The sequence below is a fragment of the Roseomonas sp. CECT 9278 genome, assembly GCF_918698155.1.
Lineage (GTDB): Bacteria > Pseudomonadota > Alphaproteobacteria > Acetobacterales > Acetobacteraceae > Neoroseomonas.
On record NZ_CAKKLX010000027.1, the window covers coordinates 22,054 to 39,885 of the forward strand.

General features: G+C 71.3%; 18 protein-coding genes and 1 tRNA gene. 4 read left to right on the forward strand and 15 right to left on the reverse strand.

What is annotated here, in order from left to right:
- Positions 1 to 9: 9 nt before the first annotated feature.
- A complete protein-coding gene (locus tag LQ222_RS17005) occupies positions 10 to 795 on the reverse strand; it encodes an SDR family oxidoreductase (protein ID WP_230168029.1) in 786 nt (261 codons plus the stop codon).
- A gap of 239 nt (positions 796 to 1,034) precedes the next feature.
- On the opposite strand from LQ222_RS17005, the gene LQ222_RS17010 reads away from it, so the two are divergent.
- Positions 1,035 to 2,372: an MmgE/PrpD family protein gene (locus LQ222_RS17010; RefSeq protein WP_230168030.1), complete on the forward strand. Its 1,338-nt coding sequence runs from the start codon at positions 1,035 to 1,037 to the stop codon at positions 2,370 to 2,372.
- Positions 2,373 to 2,478: 106 nt separating this feature from the next.
- Here LQ222_RS17010 and LQ222_RS17015 read toward each other — a convergent pair whose 3' ends face one another.
- The 7 genes from LQ222_RS17015 to LQ222_RS17045 all read right to left on the reverse strand — a co-directional run bounded on the left by LQ222_RS17015 (position 2,479) and on the right by LQ222_RS17045 (position 9,052).
- Positions 2,479 to 3,627 carry a Gfo/Idh/MocA family protein gene (locus LQ222_RS17015; RefSeq protein WP_230168031.1) on the reverse strand — a complete coding sequence of 383 codons (1,149 nt, stop codon included), beginning with the start codon at positions 3,625 to 3,627 and terminating at the stop codon, positions 2,479 to 2,481.
- Positions 3,624 to 4,679 (reverse strand): sugar phosphate isomerase/epimerase, encoded by a 1,056-nt coding sequence (locus LQ222_RS17020; RefSeq protein ID WP_230168032.1) that lies wholly within the window; start codon positions 4,677 to 4,679, stop codon positions 3,624 to 3,626. Before LQ222_RS17020 ends, LQ222_RS17015 begins: the two co-directional genes overlap by 4 nt.
- 5 nt (positions 4,680 to 4,684) lie before the next feature.
- Positions 4,685 to 5,716 carry an aldo/keto reductase gene (locus LQ222_RS17025; RefSeq protein WP_230168033.1) on the reverse strand — a complete coding sequence of 344 codons (1,032 nt, stop codon included), beginning with the start codon at positions 5,714 to 5,716 and terminating at the stop codon, positions 4,685 to 4,687.
- Positions 5,717 to 5,718: 2 nt separating this feature from the next.
- Positions 5,719 to 6,531, reverse strand: a complete 813-nt coding sequence (locus LQ222_RS17030) for a carbohydrate ABC transporter permease (RefSeq protein WP_230168034.1) — start codon at positions 6,529 to 6,531, stop codon at positions 5,719 to 5,721.
- Positions 6,524 to 7,432, reverse strand: a complete 909-nt coding sequence (locus LQ222_RS17035; RefSeq protein WP_230168035.1) for a carbohydrate ABC transporter permease — start codon at positions 7,430 to 7,432, stop codon at positions 6,524 to 6,526. The genes LQ222_RS17030 and LQ222_RS17035 overlap by 8 nt, the downstream gene beginning before the upstream one ends.
- 4 nt (positions 7,433 to 7,436) lie before the next feature.
- A complete protein-coding gene (locus LQ222_RS17040; RefSeq protein ID WP_230168036.1) occupies positions 7,437 to 8,771 on the reverse strand; it encodes an ABC transporter substrate-binding protein in 1,335 nt (444 codons plus the stop codon).
- Between the two features lie 205 nt (positions 8,772 to 8,976).
- Positions 8,977 to 9,052, reverse strand: a tRNA-Ala gene (locus tag LQ222_RS17045).
- A 122-nt stretch (positions 9,053 to 9,174) separates the two neighbouring features.
- On the opposite strand from LQ222_RS17045, the gene LQ222_RS17050 reads away from it, so the two are divergent.
- Together LQ222_RS17050 and LQ222_RS17055 are read left to right on the forward strand one after the other, a co-directional pair.
- Positions 9,175 to 9,882 (forward strand): CoA transferase subunit A, encoded by a 708-nt coding sequence (locus LQ222_RS17050; RefSeq protein ID WP_230168037.1) that lies wholly within the window; start codon positions 9,175 to 9,177, stop codon positions 9,880 to 9,882.
- A gap of 14 nt (positions 9,883 to 9,896) precedes the next feature.
- The gene (locus LQ222_RS17055; protein ID WP_230168038.1) at positions 9,897 to 10,550 is read left to right on the forward strand and encodes a CoA transferase subunit B; all 654 of its coding nucleotides are present in this window, start codon (positions 9,897 to 9,899) and stop codon (positions 10,548 to 10,550) included.
- A gap of 34 nt (positions 10,551 to 10,584) precedes the next feature.
- Here LQ222_RS17055 and LQ222_RS17060 read toward each other — a convergent pair whose 3' ends face one another.
- The 5 genes from LQ222_RS17060 to LQ222_RS17080 all read right to left on the reverse strand — a co-directional run bounded on the left by LQ222_RS17060 (position 10,585) and on the right by LQ222_RS17080 (position 14,692).
- On the reverse strand, positions 10,585 to 11,310 hold the full coding sequence (locus LQ222_RS17060; protein ID WP_230168039.1) for a class I SAM-dependent methyltransferase: 726 nt from the start codon (positions 11,308 to 11,310) through the stop codon (positions 10,585 to 10,587).
- 6 nt (positions 11,311 to 11,316) lie between these two features.
- A complete protein-coding gene (locus LQ222_RS17065) occupies positions 11,317 to 11,958 on the reverse strand; it encodes a YciI family protein (protein WP_230168040.1) in 642 nt (213 codons plus the stop codon).
- 126 nt (positions 11,959 to 12,084) lie between these two features.
- Entirely contained in the window at positions 12,085 to 12,678 is a 594-nt protein-coding gene (locus tag LQ222_RS17070; RefSeq protein ID WP_230168041.1) for a hypothetical protein, read from the reverse strand.
- A gap of 97 nt (positions 12,679 to 12,775) precedes the next feature.
- Positions 12,776 to 13,498 (reverse strand): acetoacetyl-CoA reductase, encoded by a 723-nt coding sequence (phbB, locus tag LQ222_RS17075; protein WP_230168042.1) that lies wholly within the window; start codon positions 13,496 to 13,498, stop codon positions 12,776 to 12,778.
- Between the two features lie 234 nt (positions 13,499 to 13,732).
- Positions 13,733 to 14,692 carry a tripartite tricarboxylate transporter substrate binding protein gene (locus tag LQ222_RS17080; protein WP_230168043.1) on the reverse strand — a complete coding sequence of 320 codons (960 nt, stop codon included), beginning with the start codon at positions 14,690 to 14,692 and terminating at the stop codon, positions 13,733 to 13,735.
- A gap of 674 nt (positions 14,693 to 15,366) precedes the next feature.
- Here LQ222_RS17080 and LQ222_RS17085 point away from each other — a divergent pair.
- Positions 15,367 to 15,636, forward strand: a complete 270-nt coding sequence (locus LQ222_RS17085) for a hypothetical protein (RefSeq protein WP_230168044.1) — start codon at positions 15,367 to 15,369, stop codon at positions 15,634 to 15,636.
- A gap of 3 nt (positions 15,637 to 15,639) precedes the next feature.
- On the opposite strand, the gene LQ222_RS17090 is transcribed toward LQ222_RS17085, so the two are convergent.
- On the reverse strand, positions 15,640 to 16,443 hold the full coding sequence (locus LQ222_RS17090) for an undecaprenyl-diphosphate phosphatase (protein WP_230168045.1): 804 nt from the start codon (positions 16,441 to 16,443) through the stop codon (positions 15,640 to 15,642).
- Between the two features lie 263 nt (positions 16,444 to 16,706).
- Positions 16,707 to 17,792, reverse strand: a complete 1,086-nt coding sequence (locus LQ222_RS17095; protein WP_230168046.1) for a TRAP transporter substrate-binding protein — start codon at positions 17,790 to 17,792, stop codon at positions 16,707 to 16,709.
- Positions 17,793 to 17,832: the final 40 nt, after the last annotated feature.

The window sequence follows — 17,832 nt, forward strand, 5'->3', positions numbered from 1 at the left end:
CGGTGCGGTTCAGCTGGCGGACCACCCCCCGTCCATCGGCAGGGTGGCGCCGGTGATGTCGTCGCCGGCCGGGCTGCACAGGAAGGCGACCATGGCGGCGACGGCCTCGGGCCGGATGAAGCGGCGCGTCGGCTGCTTGCCGGCGAGGAAGTCGCGCGTGGCCGCGTCGCGGTCGGTCTCGCCGCGCGCGGCCATGCCGGCGGCGATGCGCGATTCGATCGCCGGCGTGGGCGTCGAGCCGGGGCAGATCGCGTTGCAGGTGATGCCGTCCTGCAGCGTCTCCATCGCGACCGCGCGCGTGAGGCCGATCAGCGCGGTCTTGGTCGTGACGTAGCCGGCCCGCCCGCCGGTCGCGAACAGGCCATAGACCGAGGAGATGTTGACGATGCGCCCCCAGCCGCGCGCGCGCATCGCCGGCAGCGCCAGGCGGGTGGCGTGGAAGGGCGCGGAGAGATTGACCGCCAAGTCCATCTCCCACTCGGCGGCGGTGAAGGCCTCGATCGGCTTGAGGTGCCGGGTGACGGCATTGTTCACCAGGATGTCGGGGGCGCCGGTCGCGTCCAGCAGCGCCTCGACGCCACCGCAGGAGGCGAGGTCGGCGTGGCGGTAGGTCACGGCGGTGCCGTGCCGCGCGGTGAGTTTCCCGGCCAGCGCGTCGCCCTCGGCGGCCGGCAGCAGGCCATGCAGGGCGACCGCGCAACCGGCCGCGGCCAGGCCTTCGGCGATGGCAAGGCCGATGCCGCCGGTCGAACCGGTGACCAGCGCGCTGCGTCCCGCCAGGCTGTTGCAGCCCATGCCTCGCCCCTGTGCGGCTTCGTGGGATCGGTAACCTATGCAGGCAATGCCGCCAGGGCAAGTACAGCCCACCCCGCCAGCACGCTTGCGCGATGGCGCCCGGCAGGCATGATATCGATAACGGGAGCCGCCGGCTTCGACCGGGCGCGAGGACGCAGCATGCCACACACGACACCCCTGCGCCGCCGCGCGCTGTTCGCCGGCGACACCGCGGCCGGCCCGGCGCGCCAGTGACCACGATGACCGCACCGACCGTCTGCGCGGCGCTGGCCGATTTCGTCGCGGCGTCGCGCTGGGCGGACCTGCCGGCCACGCTGCGCCATAACGCACGCCGCGCATTGCTCAACCACCTGGGCTGCGCGATCGGCGTGGCGCGCGACCCGGCGGTGCGAACGGCGCTCGCGGTGATGCGGCCGTTCTCGGGCGCGGCCACGGCCACCGTGGTGGCGCAGGGGCTGCGGCTCGATCCGATGGCGGCGAGCTTCGTCAATGCCATCGCGTCGAACCTGCTGGACTACGACGACACGCACCTCGCCACCGTGATCCATCCGGCCGCGCCGGTGGCGCCGCCGGTGCTGGCGCTGGCGGAACAGCGCGGGCTGTCCGGCGCGGCGGCGCTGCATGCGGTGCTGCTGGGCATCGAGGTCGCGTGCCGCGTCGGGCTCGGCGTCTCGCCCGGGCATTACGCGCGGGGTTGGCACATCACCGCGAGTGCCGGCGTGTTCGGCGCGGCGGCGGGCTGCGCCAGGCTGCTCGGGCTGACCGCGGCGCAGACCGCGCAGGCGCTCGGCATCGCGGCCAGCCAGTCATCCGGCCTGGTGGAGAACCTGCCGACCGCGGCGAAGAACGTGGCGGTCGGCAATGCCGCGCGCAACGGGATGCTGGCCGCGCTGTTCGCGGAGGCCGGCTACGAGGCCGCGCCGACCGCCATCGAGGGCCCGCTGGGCTGGGCTCGTGCGATGGGCGACGTGCCGGATGTGGGCGCGATGGCCGGCGAGCTCGGCACCCGCTGGGAAGCCGCGCGCAACACCTACAAGCCCTATCCCGCCGGCATCGTGTTCCATGCGGTGATCGACGCCTGCCTGGAGTTGCGCGAGGCGATCGGCGGCGATGCCGCGAGAATCGAGGGCGTGACCGTCGCCGGCGACGCGTTGCTGCTGGCGCGCGGCGACCGCGTGGTGCGCAACGAACGCGATGCGCGCGTGAGCATCCATCATGCCGCGGCTATCGCGCTGACGCTGGGCCGTGCCGGCGTGGCGGAGTTCGAGATGCCGGCGGTGGATGATGCGGCGCTCGCGCGGTTCCGCGGCCGGGTCGTGGCGCAGCTCGACGCCAGCCTGCCGCGCGGCGCCGCGCGCGTGACGCTGCGCCTGGCCGATGGGTCCGAGCAGCTGCGCACGGTGATCGCGCCGCGCGGCAGCCTGGAGGTGCCGCTGAGCGATGCGGAGCTGGCGGCGAAGTTCCGCAGCAATGCCGCGCTGGGTGGCCTGGAGGAGCGCAGCGACGCGCTCGTCGCGGCGCTGTGGTCGCTCGATGAGGCGCCGTCGCTGCTGCCCTTGATGCGCCTGCTGGCGTAGCGCGGCGCCCGATCCCCTGGCCGGGCGGGGAGGGTCGCGAAACCGCGTGGCGAAGGGCATTGCCGCGCGGCGAGGCGCGCGATCCCCCGCGCCGGGACGCACGGCGCTACAGCGCCTCCCAGCCCCCCTCGCGCGCCGCCGAGCGCAGCGCCGCCTCGATGAAGCGCAGCCCGTCGAGCCCTGCCTGCGCGCCCGGCAACGTCAGCGCCAGCGGGTCCGGCGCGACGCCGCGCCGCCGCGCCACCGCCTGCGCCGCGAGGTCGAGGTAGAGCGTCGCGAAGGCCTCGTGCAGGCCTTCCGGATGGCCCGTGCGACGGAAGCGCGTGGCGCGCGTCGCGGCCGCCGACAGCATCGGGTGGCCGCGCGAGAGCATCATCGGGAAGCCATCCAGCGGCGCCAGGCGCAGCTCGTTGTGCGCGGCGTGGCGCCATTCGATGTGGCCGTGCTCGCCGAAGACGCGCAGCAGGATGTGGTTCTCCGCCCCCGCCGCGCCCTGGCAGAGCACCATCGACCCGCGCGCGCCGCCGGCCAGGCGGAAGCGCGCCTGCGCGTAGTCCTGCACGACGCGACCGGGCATCAGCGCGCCGACTTCCGCGCTGATCGCGGCAAAGGGTTCCCCGGCGACGAAGCAGGCCAGGTGATGCGCATGGGTGCCGATGTCGCCCAGCACCAGCGACGGCCCGCTGCGCGCGGGGTCGAGCCGCCAGCGGCGCGATGCGTCGGGCGCCTCCTCGACCCGCGCGGCGAGGCCGGCGCCGAAGTATTCCACCTGCACCATCCGCAGCGCGCCGATGCGCCCGGCGGCGACCAGCGCGCGCGCCTCGCGGATCATCGGATAGCCGGAATAGGCATGCGCGACACCGACCGCTACCCCGCGCGACGCGGCGGCGCGGGAGATCTGCTCGGCCTGCGCCACGCTGTTGGCGATCGGCTTGTCGAGCATGACATCGAGCCCGGCGGCGATCGCGGCGAGCGCCTGCGCGTGGTGCAGGTCATTCGGCGTGACGATGGCGACGGCCTCGATGCCGTCGGGGCGCGCCGCCTCGCGCGCGATCATCTCCTCGATGCTGGCATAGGCGCGGTCGGGCGCGATGCCGTATTCCGCCGCCGCGGCGCGGCCGCGCCCGGCATCGCTCGACAGCGCGCCGGCGACCAGCGCGAAGGCGTTGTCCATGGTGGCGCCACGGCGATGCACCTGGCCGATCATGGATGGCGCGGCACCGCCCACCAGGCCGAGGCGCAGCGGCGCCGTCATGCGCCGATGCCCAGGATGCGCCGCGCCGCCGCGTCATCCAGCGGCCGGCGCAATGCCGCGTCGAAGGGCTGGCCGGTCATCGCGATCATGTGGCGCGCGATGAAGGGGGCGCCTTCCGCGGCGCCGTCCTCCTTGCGCTTGTAGCAGCATTCCCATTCCAGCGTGGCCCAGCCGTCGTAGCCGACATGCGCGAGGCGCGCGAAGACGCCGGGGAAATCCACCTGCCCATCGCCCAGGGACCGGAACCGCGCCGGCCGGTCGCGCCAATCCTGGAAGCCGCCATAGACGCCGCTGCGGTCGCTGCGCACGAATTCCGCATCCTTGGCATGGAAGGCGCCGATGCGACCACCGTAGCGCAGGATGAAGCCGAGGTAGTCCATGTGCTGCAGCAGCATGTGGCTCGGGTCGAACAGGATGCGCGCGCGGCGATGCCCGTCCACCAGCGCCAGGAAGCGGTCGAAGGTGGCGCCGTCGTGCAGGTCCTCGCCGGGATGCAGTTCGAAGCAGATGTCGATGCCCGCGCGATCGGCGTGGTCCAGGATGGGGCGCCAGCGGCGCGCGAGCTCGCCGAAGGCGGTGTCGATCAGGCCGGGCGGCGCCGGCGGCCAGGGGTAGATGTAGGGCCAGACGAAGGCGCCGGAGAAGGAACACAGCCGCGTCAGGCCAAGCCGCGCGGCGGCTTCGATCGCCAGGTGCAGCTGCTGCTCGGCCCAGGCGCTGCGGGCGGCCGGGTCGCCGCGCGCCTCGGGTGCGGCGAAGACCTCGTTCAGCTCGGCGAAGGCCGGGTTCACCGCCATGAGCTGGCCGGCGCGATGGGCGGCGAGCTCGCTGATCTCGACACCCAGCCCCGCCAGCCGTGCCCGGTAGTCGCGGCAATACCCATCGTCCTGCGCGGCGCGCGGCAGGTCGATCAGGCGCGGGTCATGGACCGGGATCTGCACGCCCGTGTAGCCGAAGCCGGCCAGCCAGCCGACCACGCCATCGAGGCTGTCGAAGGGCGCGGCATCGCCCATGAACTGCGAGAGCATCACGCCGGGACCGCGGATCGGCATGGCGGTCAGCCACCCGGCACGGGGGCGGCGGGATCGAGCAGGCCCTCCGCCTTCAAGTCATGCCACAGCGCGGCGGGGATCGGGCGGCGCAGATGCGCGATGTTCGCCTCGATCTCGCTGCGCGCCAGCGCGCCCGGGATGACCGAGCAGACCACCGGATGCGCCAGCACGAACTGCAGCGCCGCGGCCGGCAGCGGCGTGTCGTGGCGGCGGCAGACCGCCTCGATGCGCCGGGCCTTGGCCACCACGGCGGGCGGCGCGGTGGCGTAGTCGTAGGTGGCGCTGTCCTTGACCTCGGCGGCCAGGATGCCGGAATTGAAGGGGCCGCCCAGGATCACGCTCATGCCGCGTTCGGCGCAATAGGGCAGGAATGCCGCCATCGCGCCCTGTTCCAGCAGCGTGTAGCGGCCGGCCAGCAGCATGCAGTCGAAATCGCCGGCGCGGGCGAATCGCAGGCACATCCCGGCGTCGTTCAGCCCGCAGCCGATGGCGCCGATCACGCCCTGTTCGCGCAGTTCGTGCAGGGCGCGGTAGCCGCCATCCATCGCGGTGCGGAAGCGGTCCTCCAGCACGTCGGGGTCGCCCACGCTCCAGAGGTCGATGTCGTGGATCAGCACCACGTCGATGCGGTCGAGGCCCAGGCGCAGATGCGATTGTTCGAGCGACCGCATCACGCCGTCATAGGTGTAGTCGAAGCGCGGCAGGAAGCCGGGCAGGCCGTTGGGGCGCATCCCCGCCGGTGGTGCCTCGCCAGGGCGTGCCGCATGCATCACGCGGCCGATCTTGGTGGACAGGATGTACTGGTCGCGCGGGCGCTGGCGCAGCGCATGGCCGAAGCGCAATTCGCTGCGGCCGTGGCCGTAGAAGGGGGAGGTATCGAACAGCCGCACCCCGCCCTCCCAAGCGGCATCGAGGATGGCCTGCGCCTCGGCCTCGGGGATGGTGGCGCGGAAGCCGCCCAGCGGCGCGCCGCCGAAGCCGAGCGCGGTCGCCTCCAGCGCCGTCCGTCCGATCCGGCGCTTCGCAGTCGGGTCCATGGTCATCCTTTCACCGCGCCGCCGGTCAGCCCGTGCACCAGGTACTTCCGCACCAGCAGCGAGAAGACCAGCACGGGCAGCATGACCATGGTGCCGCCGGCGGCGATGCGGCCCCACTCCCAGCCTTCGTAGTTCATGAAGTTCACCACCGCGACGGGGGCGGTCATCGCCTCGGTGCGCGTGAGGATCAGCGCGAAGAAGAAGTCGTTCCAGGCGAACAGGAAGCACAGGATGGCGGTCGCCGCGAGGCCGGGGGCGGCCAGCGGCAGCACGATGCGCCAGAAGCCCTGCGCCGTGGTCGCGCCGTCGATCCAGGCGGCTTCCTCCAGCGCGCGCGGCAGCTGGTCGAAGAAGGGCCGCATCATCCAGATCACCAGGGACAGGTTGAAGGTCAGGTAGATCAGCACCAGCCCCGCCCAGGTGTCGATCAGCCCGAGATGCCGGTAGGCCAGGAAGTACGGGATGGTGAAGGCGATCGGCGGCGCCATGCGCGAGGCCAGGATCCACAGGCTGATGCCGGACGCCGCGCGCGCCTGCCAGCGCGACAGCGCATAGGCGGCCGGCACGCCCAGCAGCATCGGCAGCACCGTCGCCGCCGTGCTCACCACCAGCGAATTCAGGAAGGACTGCCGGAAGCCGGTGTTCCACAGCGCCGCGTAGTTCTCCAGCGTCGGCGTGAAGAACAGCTCCGGCGGGAAGGTGAAGACCTGCGCGTTGGTCTTGAAGGACATCTGCAGCAGCCACAGGAAGGGCGCCATCGCGAGGAAGGCGAGCGCCAGCGCGAGCAGGTTCAGGATTCGGCGTTCGCTAGTCACGATGCCCCCAGCCGATGGCGCGGATGATGACCCAGCTCAAGGCGATGCTGGCCGCCAGCAAGACGACGGTGATCGCGCTGGAATACCCCAGCAGCGAGAAATTGAAGGCCTGCTGGAAGGAATAGTAGTTGGTCACCTCGGTCAGGCTGCCGGGTCCGCCATCGGTCAGGATGAAGATCAGCGGGAAGGCCTTGATGCTGTCGATCAGCCGGAACAGCCCGGCCACCAGCAGCACGCCGCGCAGGAAGGGCAGCGTGACGTGCCAGGTCATCTGCCAGGCGGAAGCGCCATCCACCTTGGCCGCGTCGATCAGCTCCTGCGGCATCATCTGCAACGCCGCCAGCGTCATCAGCATGGTGAAGGGGAACCACTGCCAGGTATCGGCGATGATGATGGCGGTCAGCGCCCAGTCGGGATCGGTGATGAGCGACGGGATCGTCACCCCCAGCACCGAAAGCCCCCAATGCATCGGGCTGATGTCCGGCGTGTAGATCACCTTCCAGATGATCGCGACGACGATCGGCGGCAGCACCATCGGGATCAGGAAGACGGTGCGCAGCGCCTCGATCATGCGGTCGCGGCTGTTGAGCAGCAGCGCCAGGCCGAAGCCGATCAGCAATTGCAGCAGCACCGTCCAGAAGGACAGCTTCGCCTGCACCCAGACCGAATTGCCGAGCCGACCATCCGCCAGCATCAGCCGGAAATTCTCCAGCGGGCGCGAGAAATCCCCCACCGTCTCCGGCCGCGTGAGGTCGAGCGGCGTCAGGCTGCTGACCAGCAGGAAGACCGCCGGCGCCAGCGTGATGACCGCCAGCACCGCCAGCGACGGCGCCAGGCACAGCTGGAAGAAGCGCGTGCGCGCGCGTTCGACGCCGTGGCGCCGAACGGATGCCGCCGTCACGCCCTCAGCCGCCGTCCAGCCGCACGCCCGCGCGCGTGAGCACCTGCACCGCATCCTGCTGGGTCTGGCGCATTGCCGCCTCCGCGCCCTGCTGGCGCGTGGCGATCCGGTCGATGCCGCGGTTGATGGTGTCCCCCACCTGCGGGAAGACCGGCACGGTGCGGTACTTCATGTAGCCGCTGCGCCCACCGAGTTCGAGCACCTGGAGATACAGCGACGCCACGTCCTGCCCGTTCAGCGTCAGCGCGGTCTTGAAGGCCTCGCCCGTGATGACCGACCGCCGGCACACGCTCGGATAGCCATGGGTTCGGACGATGCGGTTCAGCATGTCCTTCGACAGCGCCCATTGGATGAACTCCCAGGCGAGTTCCTTGCGGCGCGACCCCGCCGGAATGCCCAGGCCGTGGCTGTTCGACCCCGGGTAGTTGCCCTGCGGCCCCGCCGGCATCAGCGCGTAGCGCACGGTCGACTTCACCGTGCTTTCCTCGTGCTTGGCGAGCGGCACCAGCCAGGTGATCGCCTGGGTGCGGAACATCGACCGCCCCGACATCTGCGCGCGCATCGCCTGGTCGTCGGAGAAGGACAACCCGCCCGAGGGCGCGAATTTCGACAGCAGGTCGGCATACCATTGCGCGGCGCGGATCGCCTCGGGCGTGCCGAGCATCGGCGTCAGGTTCCCGGGCGGATCGCGGAAGACCTGGCCGCCCATGCCCATCAAATACGGGATCCAGTTCCAGTGGTGCAGCCGGTCGGCGACGAAGGCGGTCATGCTCTCGCGCCCCTGCACGGCGTCGCAGGCCGCCAGCAGCGCGTCGAAGGTGGTGGGCATCGGCTGGTTCGCACGGTCGAGGATGTCGGCGCGGCTCGCCGCCAGCAGCATCGCGCCGGCTTCCCAGGCGAAGCCGAAGGTCTGGCCCTGCGCGTTGGTCATCGCCGATTGCGCGCCGGAGACGAAATCCGCCGCATCCCAGTCGGCCGGCGTGCGGTTGCGGTCGGCCACGAAGTCACTGAGGTTGGTCAGCCACCCCGCGCCGATCCAGCGCCCCGAGTAGATGAAGGTGACGTTCACCACATCCAGCGCGCTGCCGCGCGTGGACAGCTCCAGGTCGGTGCGCTGGTTGTAGACCGGGAAGGCCTGGGTGTTGAAGTTGACCCGTGCGCCGGTGCGTTCCTCGAATTCCGGGAAATAGCCGCGCAGGTATTCGAAGAAGGTGCTCTGGAACGCGGCGCCATTGAGGGTCTGTCCGGCATAGGGCTTCGCCTGGCCGAGCGCCGGCGTGGCGCCCAGCGCGGCGGCACCCGCCAGCAGGCTGCGACGGGCAATGCGCGGATGCGTCATGGCGTCCCCCCTTGGCGGTCGCCATGGCGGGCGCCGTCCTGTTGTGGCGGCGAGGCTATCGGCGCGGTTTTCCGCCCGTCAAGCGTTGGGTCTGCGACGACAGCGATGAGTCGGTTTCATGCCGCGCGAATCATGGTCGCGCGGCGCCGGCAGGGGCCGGACATGGAACCGCCGGTCCCGATCACTCGGAAACCGGCGGTTCAACTGGTGGAGCCAATCGGAATCGAACCGACGACCTCTTGAATGCCATTCAAGCGCTCTCCCAACTGAGCTATGGCCCCCCGGGGAAGAGGCGCGCGGTATAGCCCCGGTGTCCGACCCCCGCAAGGGGGCACGAACCCCTTCCGGCGCGACGCGCGGAACGCTAGGGAGAAGCCTTCCAGGAAACGTTCGGGGGTTCCCCATGGGCAAGCTCTATCCTGACGCGAAGGCGGCTCTCGCCGGCGTGTTGCGCGACGGCATGGTCATCCACTCCGGCGGATTCGGCCTGTGCGGCATCCCCGCCCTGCTGATCGAAGCCATTCGCGACTCCGGCGCCAAGGACCTGACCGTGGTGTCGAACAATGCCGGCATCGACGATGCGGGGCTCGGCCTGCTGCTCAAGACCCGCCAGATCCGCAAGATGATCAGCTCCTATGTCGGGGAGAATGCCGAGTTCGCGCGGCAATACCTGGCCGGCGAGCTCGAGATCGAATTCAACCCGCAGGGCACGCTCGCCGAGCGCATCCGCGCCGGCGGCGCCGGCATCCCCGCCTTCTTCACCAAGACCGGCGTCGGCACCGAGGTCGCGAAGGGCAAGGAGACGCGGGAGTTCGACGGCGAGACCTATGTGATGGAGCGCGGCATCTTCGCCGACCTCGCGATCGTGCACGCCCATACCGGCGACACCGAGGGCAACCTCGCCTATCGCAAGACCGCGCGGAACTTCAACCCGATGATGGCGACCGCGGCGAAGGTGACCATCGCGCAGGTCGAGCACCTGGTCGATGCCGGCACAATCGACCCCGACCACATCCACACGCCCGGCATCTTCATCAAGCGCATGATCGTCTGCCCCGCGGGCTACGAGAAGCGCATCGAACAGCGCACCGTGCGCAAGCGCGCGGCCTGAAGGGGAACACGGACATGGCCTGGAACCGCGACGAGATGGCCGCGCGCGCCGCGCGCGAACTGCAGGACGGCTTCTACGTGAACCTCGGCATCGGCATCCCGACGCTGGTGGCCAACCACGTCCCCGCCGGCTTCAACGTGCAGCTGCAGAGCGAGAACGGCATGCTCGGCCTCGGCCCCTTCCCGATCGAGGGCGAGGAGGATGCAGACCTGATCAATGCCGGCAAGCAGACCATCACGCAGCTGCCCACCAGCAGCTATTTCGACAGCGCGCAGTCCTTCGGCATGATCCGCGGCGGGCATATCGACCTGTCGATCCTGGGCGCGCTGCAGGTCGCGGCGAATGGCGACCTGGCGAACTGGATGATCCCCGGCAAGATGGTGAAGGGGATGGGCGGCGCCATGGACCTGGTGGCGGGTGTGAAGCGCGTGATCGTGCTGATGGAACACACCGCCGGCGGCAAGCCCAAGCTGCTGCCCGAATGCACCCTGCCGCTGACCGGCGCGCGCGTGGTGGACATCGTGATCAGCGACCTCGGCGTGTTCGAACTGGCGCGCAAGGGACCGACGCGCCTGGTGCTGACCGAACTCGCGCCCGGCGTGACGCTGGAGGAGATGCGCGAGAAGACCGGCGCATCCTTCGACGTGGCACTGGCGAAGGCGGCGTAGCGGCTGTCGTGGGTGTGGCGGGGCGCAGCGCCGCCTATCCCACGCGGCCGCGCAGGAAGACGCTCAGCCCGAACAGCCGGTTGGCGGGAAACACCGGCAACTCGGCCGCGCAGAAGGCGCCGAGCACCCGGTCGGCCAGCGCCCCGTGCCGCCGCATGTCGCACTGCGGGGCCGGGTCGGGCCCGCCCGCGCCGCGGCGCAGGATCGCGGGCAGCCGCTGCGCCACGGCCAGCGGAAACACCGCCGCGAAGAAATAGCAGGCCCTGTCGACCACGATGCCGGCAGCGCGCGCCGTGGCCTCCAGCCGCGCCACGCTGTAGCGGCGGCGGTGGCCCAGGAACACGTCGTGCCCGCTCCAGAGCCACCCGAAGGCCGGTGCCGTCAGCAGCACCGTGGCACCGCGCGGCGCGATGCGCGCATGGTCGCGCAGCAACGCGACATCGTCCTCGACATGCTCCAGCACATCCATCAGCAGCAGCAGGTCGGCATCGGTGGCCGCCACGGCGCGGCGGAACAGCAATGGCCTGCCCGCCACCGACTCATCGCGATCGGCGGGGTAGTGCGGATCGACGCAGGTCGCGCGTTCCGCGCCCCCGCGCAGCAGCCATTCGCGCGCGAAGAAGCCGGACCCCGCCCCGATGTCGAGCACCGATCGCGGCGCCACGCCCTCCAGCAGCCGGAACATCGCCCGCGACTTGCTGCGATAATACCAATGCGCGCCGATCGCCTCGCCCAGGATGTCCTGTTCGCGCAGATCCACCCGGTGTCAGCCGCCCGCGCCCGGCAGCGGGCGATAGGGCAGCCCGGCGAAGCGCGTGCCATGCAGCGTGATGTCGCGCCACACGTCGCCGGTCACGTAGGGGTCCTCGGCGATCCAGGCCTGCGCCTCGGCATCGGTTGCATGGCGCGTCACCGCGATCGAACCGCGCATGGCGCCGGCCTCATCCACGATGGCGCCGCCCATCGCCAGCACGCCCTGCGCGGCCAGCGGCGCCACGCGGGCCATGTGCTGCGCGCGCACGGCCTGGCGGCGCGCCGGCGCCTGCGCATCGGCACCATCCATCGCGACGATCACGGTATGGGTGCGCGAGGCCGAGACCGGGTCGCCCGGCTGCGGCAGCGGCCGATAGGGCAGCGGCGCGATGCGGAAGGGATGCACGCTCCAGCGGTCCCACACGCCCTCCACCGCGAAGGGCTCCTCGGCCAGGTAGGCGTCTAGGCCCGCCTGGTCGGGCACCTCCAGCACCATCAGCGACCCGGCCGGGCGCCAGTCCGGCGTGAACAGCGGCAGGCCGAGCGCCAGCCGCCCATCCCCCGCCCAGCGCGTGAGCACCGCCATGTGCCGGTCGCGCGCGGCGGCGCGCCGCGCCGGATCGGTGCCGTCCCAGGCGATGATGACGTAGCCCATGGCGCGTTCTCCTTGATCCGCTGACGGGCGCGATCCTGGCACGCGCCGCACGGCGCGTCAGCGGTACGCCGCACGGCGCGTCAGCGGTATGCGGCACGGCGCGTCAGCGGCATGCCGCACGGCGCGTCAGCGGGATGCGCGGGTTCCTGCGCGATCGGCGTCGCCGGGCCGCGGCAGCGGTCGATAGGGCAGCGGCCGGAACCGCGTGGCGTGAATCGTCACCGCGCAGCGGCGCAGCAGCGCGTCGGCGCCGACGAAGGCCAGCGCCGCGGCATCGTCGCGATGCGCCGTCACCAGGATGGCGCCGGGCCGGTCGAGCGTCTCGGCCGCGAAGACCAGCAACCCGGACGCGGCGGCTGCGGCCAGCCGTGCCGGCTGCGCCTCGCCCTCCAGCACCAGGATGGTATGGCCGCGCCCGGGCGGCAGGTCCGCCTCCACCGGCCAGTCGCGCCACGGCAGGGACGGGATGCCGATCGGCCGGCAGGCGACATCCCGCCACACACCCGCGACGGCGAAGGGCTCGCGCGCCAGGTAGTCGTGCGGCGCCGCCACCACCATCAGCGAGCCTTCCGAGCGCCCCTGCGGCGAATGCAGCGGCAGGCCGAGCAGCAACAGCCCCTCGCGCGCGAAGCCCTCGATGGCGGTGATGTGGCTGTCGCGCGCGACGGCGCGGCGCGACGGGTCCGGCCCGTCGCGCCCGATCACGGCGACGGCGCGCACGGGCCGTGCCTGGCGCGCAGCCGCCACGCCGCGTCGATTCGCAGCAAGGCTTCCGCCGACCCTGCGCGCGGATGCGTCGGCGCCGCCGCCGGACGCATCAGTACATGTGCTGCCCGCCATTGATCGACAGCGTCGACCCGGTGATGAAATCGGCATCGTCGGCGGTCAGGAACAGCACGCCGCGCGCGATGTCGTAGGCGCGGCCCAGTCGGCCCATCGGAATGCGCGCGATGATCTTCTCGAGCACGTCGGGGGGGACGGCGCGCACCATCTCGGTGTCCACGTAGCCGGGCGCGATGGCGTTCACGGTGATCTGCGCACGGGCGCCTTCCTGCGCCAGCGCCTTGGTGAATCCGTGGATGCCGGACTTGGCGGCGGCGTAGTTCACCTGGCCGTACTGCCCCGCCTGGCCGTTGATCGACCCGATATTCACGATGCGGCCGAACTTGCGCGCCGACATGCCGTCCCAGGCCAGCTTGCACATGTTGTAGCAGGAACCGAGGTTAGTATCGATCACCGCGTCCCACATGTCGCGCGACATGCGCTTCATGGTGCCGTCGCGGGTGATGCCGGCATTGTTCACCAGGATCTCGACCGCGCCGACCTCGGCATCGATCTTCTTCATCGCGGCGGCGCAGGCCTCGTAGTCGCCGACGTCGAACTTGTAGCAGGGGATGCCGGTGCGCTTGGTGAAGGCCTCGGCCGCCGCATCGTTGCCGGCATAGGACGCGACGACCTTGCGGCCGGCGGCCTGCAGGGCCTCGCTGATGGCGGCGCCGATGCCGCGCTGGCCTCCGGTGACGAGTGCGACGCGTGCCATTCTGATCTCCTCCCTGTCTGGATCGATGCGACCGGCCTGATGCGGCAGAGGTGTCGCGCCGTCCTTGCCCGCGATCAAAACCCGATGCGGCGTGATGCGCCAGTGGAAATGCAACCGGTCGCCGGCGGATCGCGCCTGCGGCGTGTCGGGCATGGCACGCCGCGCGAAGGCTGCGGGGCATCGCGGCGCGCGCGCCCCCGCCGATCGTCGCTCCCCGGATCGGCGCGCGCCGCCTCAGCCCGGCGTCGCGCCCGAGGCGCGCACCACCGGCGCCCAGGCGGCGATCTCGGCGCGCACGAAGGCCTGCGCGTCATCCAGGAACAGCGTGCCGGGCAGCGTCGCCGTCTCGGCGTAGCGGCGCGCGACCTGGGGTGCGGCCATCGCCTCGCGGATCGCCGCCGCCAGGCGTTCCTGCAAGGCGCGCGGCGTGCCTGCCGGCGCCGCGATGCCGGCCCAGCCATCGGCGATGATGTCGGGGAAGCCGCTCTCGATGAAGGTCGGGATCTGTGGGAAATCGGCGATGCGCGCGCGCGTCGTGAAGGCCAGCGCGCGCAGCGACCCGGCGCGGATATACGCCGATGCGGCGGTCAGGCTGTCCATCACCGACGGCACGGTGCCGGCGATCGCATCGGTGGCCGCCTGCGACCCGCCGCGATACGGGATGTGCTGCAGTTCGAACCCCGCCGCCTGCGCGATGCGCAGCCCGACCAGGTGCGGCACCGACCCGATCCCGCTGGTGGCATAGGCGACACCGCGCGGCGACTTCGCCGCGGCGATGAAATCCGCCACCGTGTTCATCGACGTGGCAGGGTTCACCAGCAGCAGGTACGGCGTGCCGAGGATGGTCGCGATATGCGCGAAGTCGCGGTCGGCATCCCACTGGATGCGGTCGCGGTACAGCGTATTGCCCACCGCCATGCCCGAGATGGTCGAGACGAGCAGCGTGGTGCCGTCCGGCGCCGCGCGCGCGACCAGCCCGGTGCCGAGCGTGGCACCCGCGCCCGGCCGGTTCTCCACGATCACCGTGGTGGACAGGCGCCGGCCCATTTCGTCGGCGATCAGGCGGGTGATGATGTCGGTGGTGCCGCCGGTGGCGAAGGGCACGATGATGCGGACCGGCCCCGGGTAGGATTGCGCGAGCGCCGGCGCCGCCAGCAGCGCGGGGACGGCGAGGATCAGGTGGCGGCGGCGCATGGCGGTGGCTCCCGGGTGACAGGATCGTGACCCTAGAGCAGATCGCGACCAGGTGGAATCACCCGGTCGGACAAAGAGGCGCACGAAAACAAGGCGCTAGGTCTCATTGCCATGGGCCACGGCGCGGGGCCATGGCCATTGGACAGCGCGGCGCGGCGTGGACGCCGCCGGCCGACCCACGGCGGGGCGGAACGCGATCGTCGGCACCGGCCGGCACGATCCGTTCCGCGCCGGCCTCGACCCCGCGACCGGGCGCTTCATCGTCGGCGACATCGGCCAGACGGCGCGCGCGGTCCCCGCATGGGTCGCGCCAGGCGACGGCTCCGGAAGGGCGGATCGGATCGCCGCGTGGCGTCGCGACAACGCCCGGCCCGACCCGCACGCGCCAAGGCCGGCCGAATGCTGCGCGGCGCAGCGGGCAGGCTGCGCATTGCCTGCGTCCGGCACCGGCGGGCCGCACGGAAGTTGCTCATTTCGCGTCGTCGGTTGCCAGGCCCTGCGCGAGGCTGGTGCAGGGGCACCGGCATCGCTAGGCTGCGTCGCATGGCAATGGTTCCGCGCATCGCAGGTCGAATTACCGGCACGGCCCGTTAGGGACGCGCTCCGGGGCGGGCGTGCCCTCGGCCGACCGGCCCGCGCCGCCCCTCCTGCCAACGACCGAAGCGATCCCTGCCATGAACAACCCCGAACACTACGTACGCGCGCGTTTCGACCTGCTCGTGGAAGCCGTGCCCGGCATGCTCCCGCGCCTGCTGCAGCCGCTGGCGAAGCGCGACCTGACGCCCGACCTGGTGATGGCGCGGCGCGAGGGCGAGGCGTTGCGCGTCGAGATCGCCTTCGACGCCATGCCGGCGGGCATGGTCCACCTGGTGGCCGGCAACCTGGGGCAGGTTGTGGGCGTGCTGGACCTGCGCGGCGGCACCGAGGCTTTGCGCGCGGCGTGAGCCTCAGCGCAGCGCCAGCACCGCCATCATCACCAGCCCGAGCCCGATGCGGTACCAGCCGAAGGGCGTGAAGCCGATGCGCCCGATCACCGCCAGCACCGCGCGCACGGTGAAATAGGCGACGACGAAGGCGGCCACGAACCCCACGCCGATCTGCCCGAAGGCCGAGACGTCGATCTCGGCGCGCGCCTTGTACAGCGAGTAGACGGTCGCCGCGACCATGGTCGGGATCGCCAGCACGAAGGAGAATTCGGCGGCGGTCTTGCGGTCCACGCCGATCACCAGCGCGGTGATGATGGTGGCACCCGAGCGCGAGGTGCCCGGGATCATCGCCAGCGCCTGACCGCAGCCGATCAGCACGGCGGCGAGCGGCCCGATCTCGGGCACCGAGTGGATGCTGGGCGCCGGGCGTGCGCGTTCGATCGCGATGATGGCGGCGCCGCCGACGATCAGCGCGACGCAGACCACCCAGGGATTGAACAGCGCGCCGGTGATGGTGGAATGCAGCGTGGCGCCGATGATCGCGGCCGGCAGGAAGGCGAGCACCAGGTTCATCACGTAGAAGCGTTCGAGCCCCGGCCGCCACATGCCGCGCAGCAGGTTCACGATCAGCCCCCGGTAGATCACCACGACCGCCAGGATGGCGCCGAGCTGGATCGAGATCTCGAAGGTCTTGCCGGGCGGGCCGCGGAAGCCGATCAGTTCGCCCAGCAGGATCAGGTGGCCGGTGGAGGAGATCGGCAGGAACTCGGTGAGCCCCTCGACGATGCCCATGAGCAGGGCGGAGAAGAGCGAACCGAAATCCATGGCCGAATCCGCGCGCGGTGTGAGGGCGACCTTATGCGCTGAAGGTCATGGCGTGAATCGGGCGGCCACGTGAATCGTGGGCCATGCGCCGCCCATCTTTCGGATCGCGGCAGCGATCCGGGAGCGCAAGGCGCGACCGCGCCCAGACCATCACTCGCCCCCGGCGCACCAGTCCATGGCGCGAAGGCAAGGCGGGCGGATGCCCGCCGCCCGCCGTCTGAGGGACGAAAAAATGCTGCCTTTCTGGCGGCTACCGCGCGCTTTCAGCGCGCTGCAGCCGCCGGAAAGGCGAAGTTGTCGAAGGAATTCTCCGCCACGCGGAACCACTGGTAGGATTCGTTCCGGTACGGGATGTAGGAGTCCAGGATCTTCTTGAACCGCGGGTTGCGCCCGGCGGTCTCGGTATAGACCTCGGTCGCTGCGTTCCACGCCGCCTGCATGATGTCGCGGTTGAAGAAGCGCAGCTGCGCCCCGGCCGCCACCAGGCGGCGCAGCGCCTTCGGGTTCAGGTCGTCGTAGCGCGCCAGCATGGTGGTATCGGCCTCGGCGCAGGCGACCGCGATGGCGTTCTTGTAGATGTCCGGCAGCGCGTTGTAGGCCGCGCGGTTCGCCATGAAGTGCAGCCGCGCGCCCGGCTCCCAGAAGCCCGGCGCGTAGTAGAAGCGCGCCACGCGCACGAAGCCGAGCTTCTCGTCGTCATGCGGGCCCACGAATTCGACGGCATCGAGCGTGCCGCGCTCCAGCGAGGGGTAGATGTCGGCCGCGGCCACCTGCGTGGGCGCCGCGCCAAGCCGCTGGAACACCTGCCCCGCGAAGCCGGCGATGCGGAACTTCAGCCCGTTCAGCGCGGCCAGGTTCGGCACCTCGTTGCGGAACCAGCCGCCCATCTGCGCGCCGGTGTCGCCGGCGGGGAAGGAGACGGCGTTGTACTCGCCCATCAGCTCGGCACACAGCTCGCCGCCGCCGCCATGGCGGAACCAGGCGTTGTACATGCGGCTGTTCAGGCCGAAGGGCATCGCGGTGAAGAAGGCGAAGCCGGGCTCCTTGCCCACGTAGTAGTACGGCGCGGTATGCGCGCATTCGACCGAACCCGACTGCACGGCATCGAGCGCGGCCAGCGGCGGCGCGATCTCGCCGCCCGGGAAGGCGGTGATGCGGAAGCGCCCGTCGGTGAGCTCGCCGACGCGCCGCGCGATGCTCTCGGCGGTGCCGAACAGCACATCGAGGTTGCGCGGGAAGGAGGAGGTGAGGCGCCAGCGCACCTCCGGCATCTGGGTCTGCGCCAGCGCGGGCGCGGCGATGGCAACGGGGGCGACGGCGGCAGCCCCCATCAGGGCGCGACGATTCATGCGGGGGTCCCTCCCTAGGACGAAGCTGTGGCTGTCACAT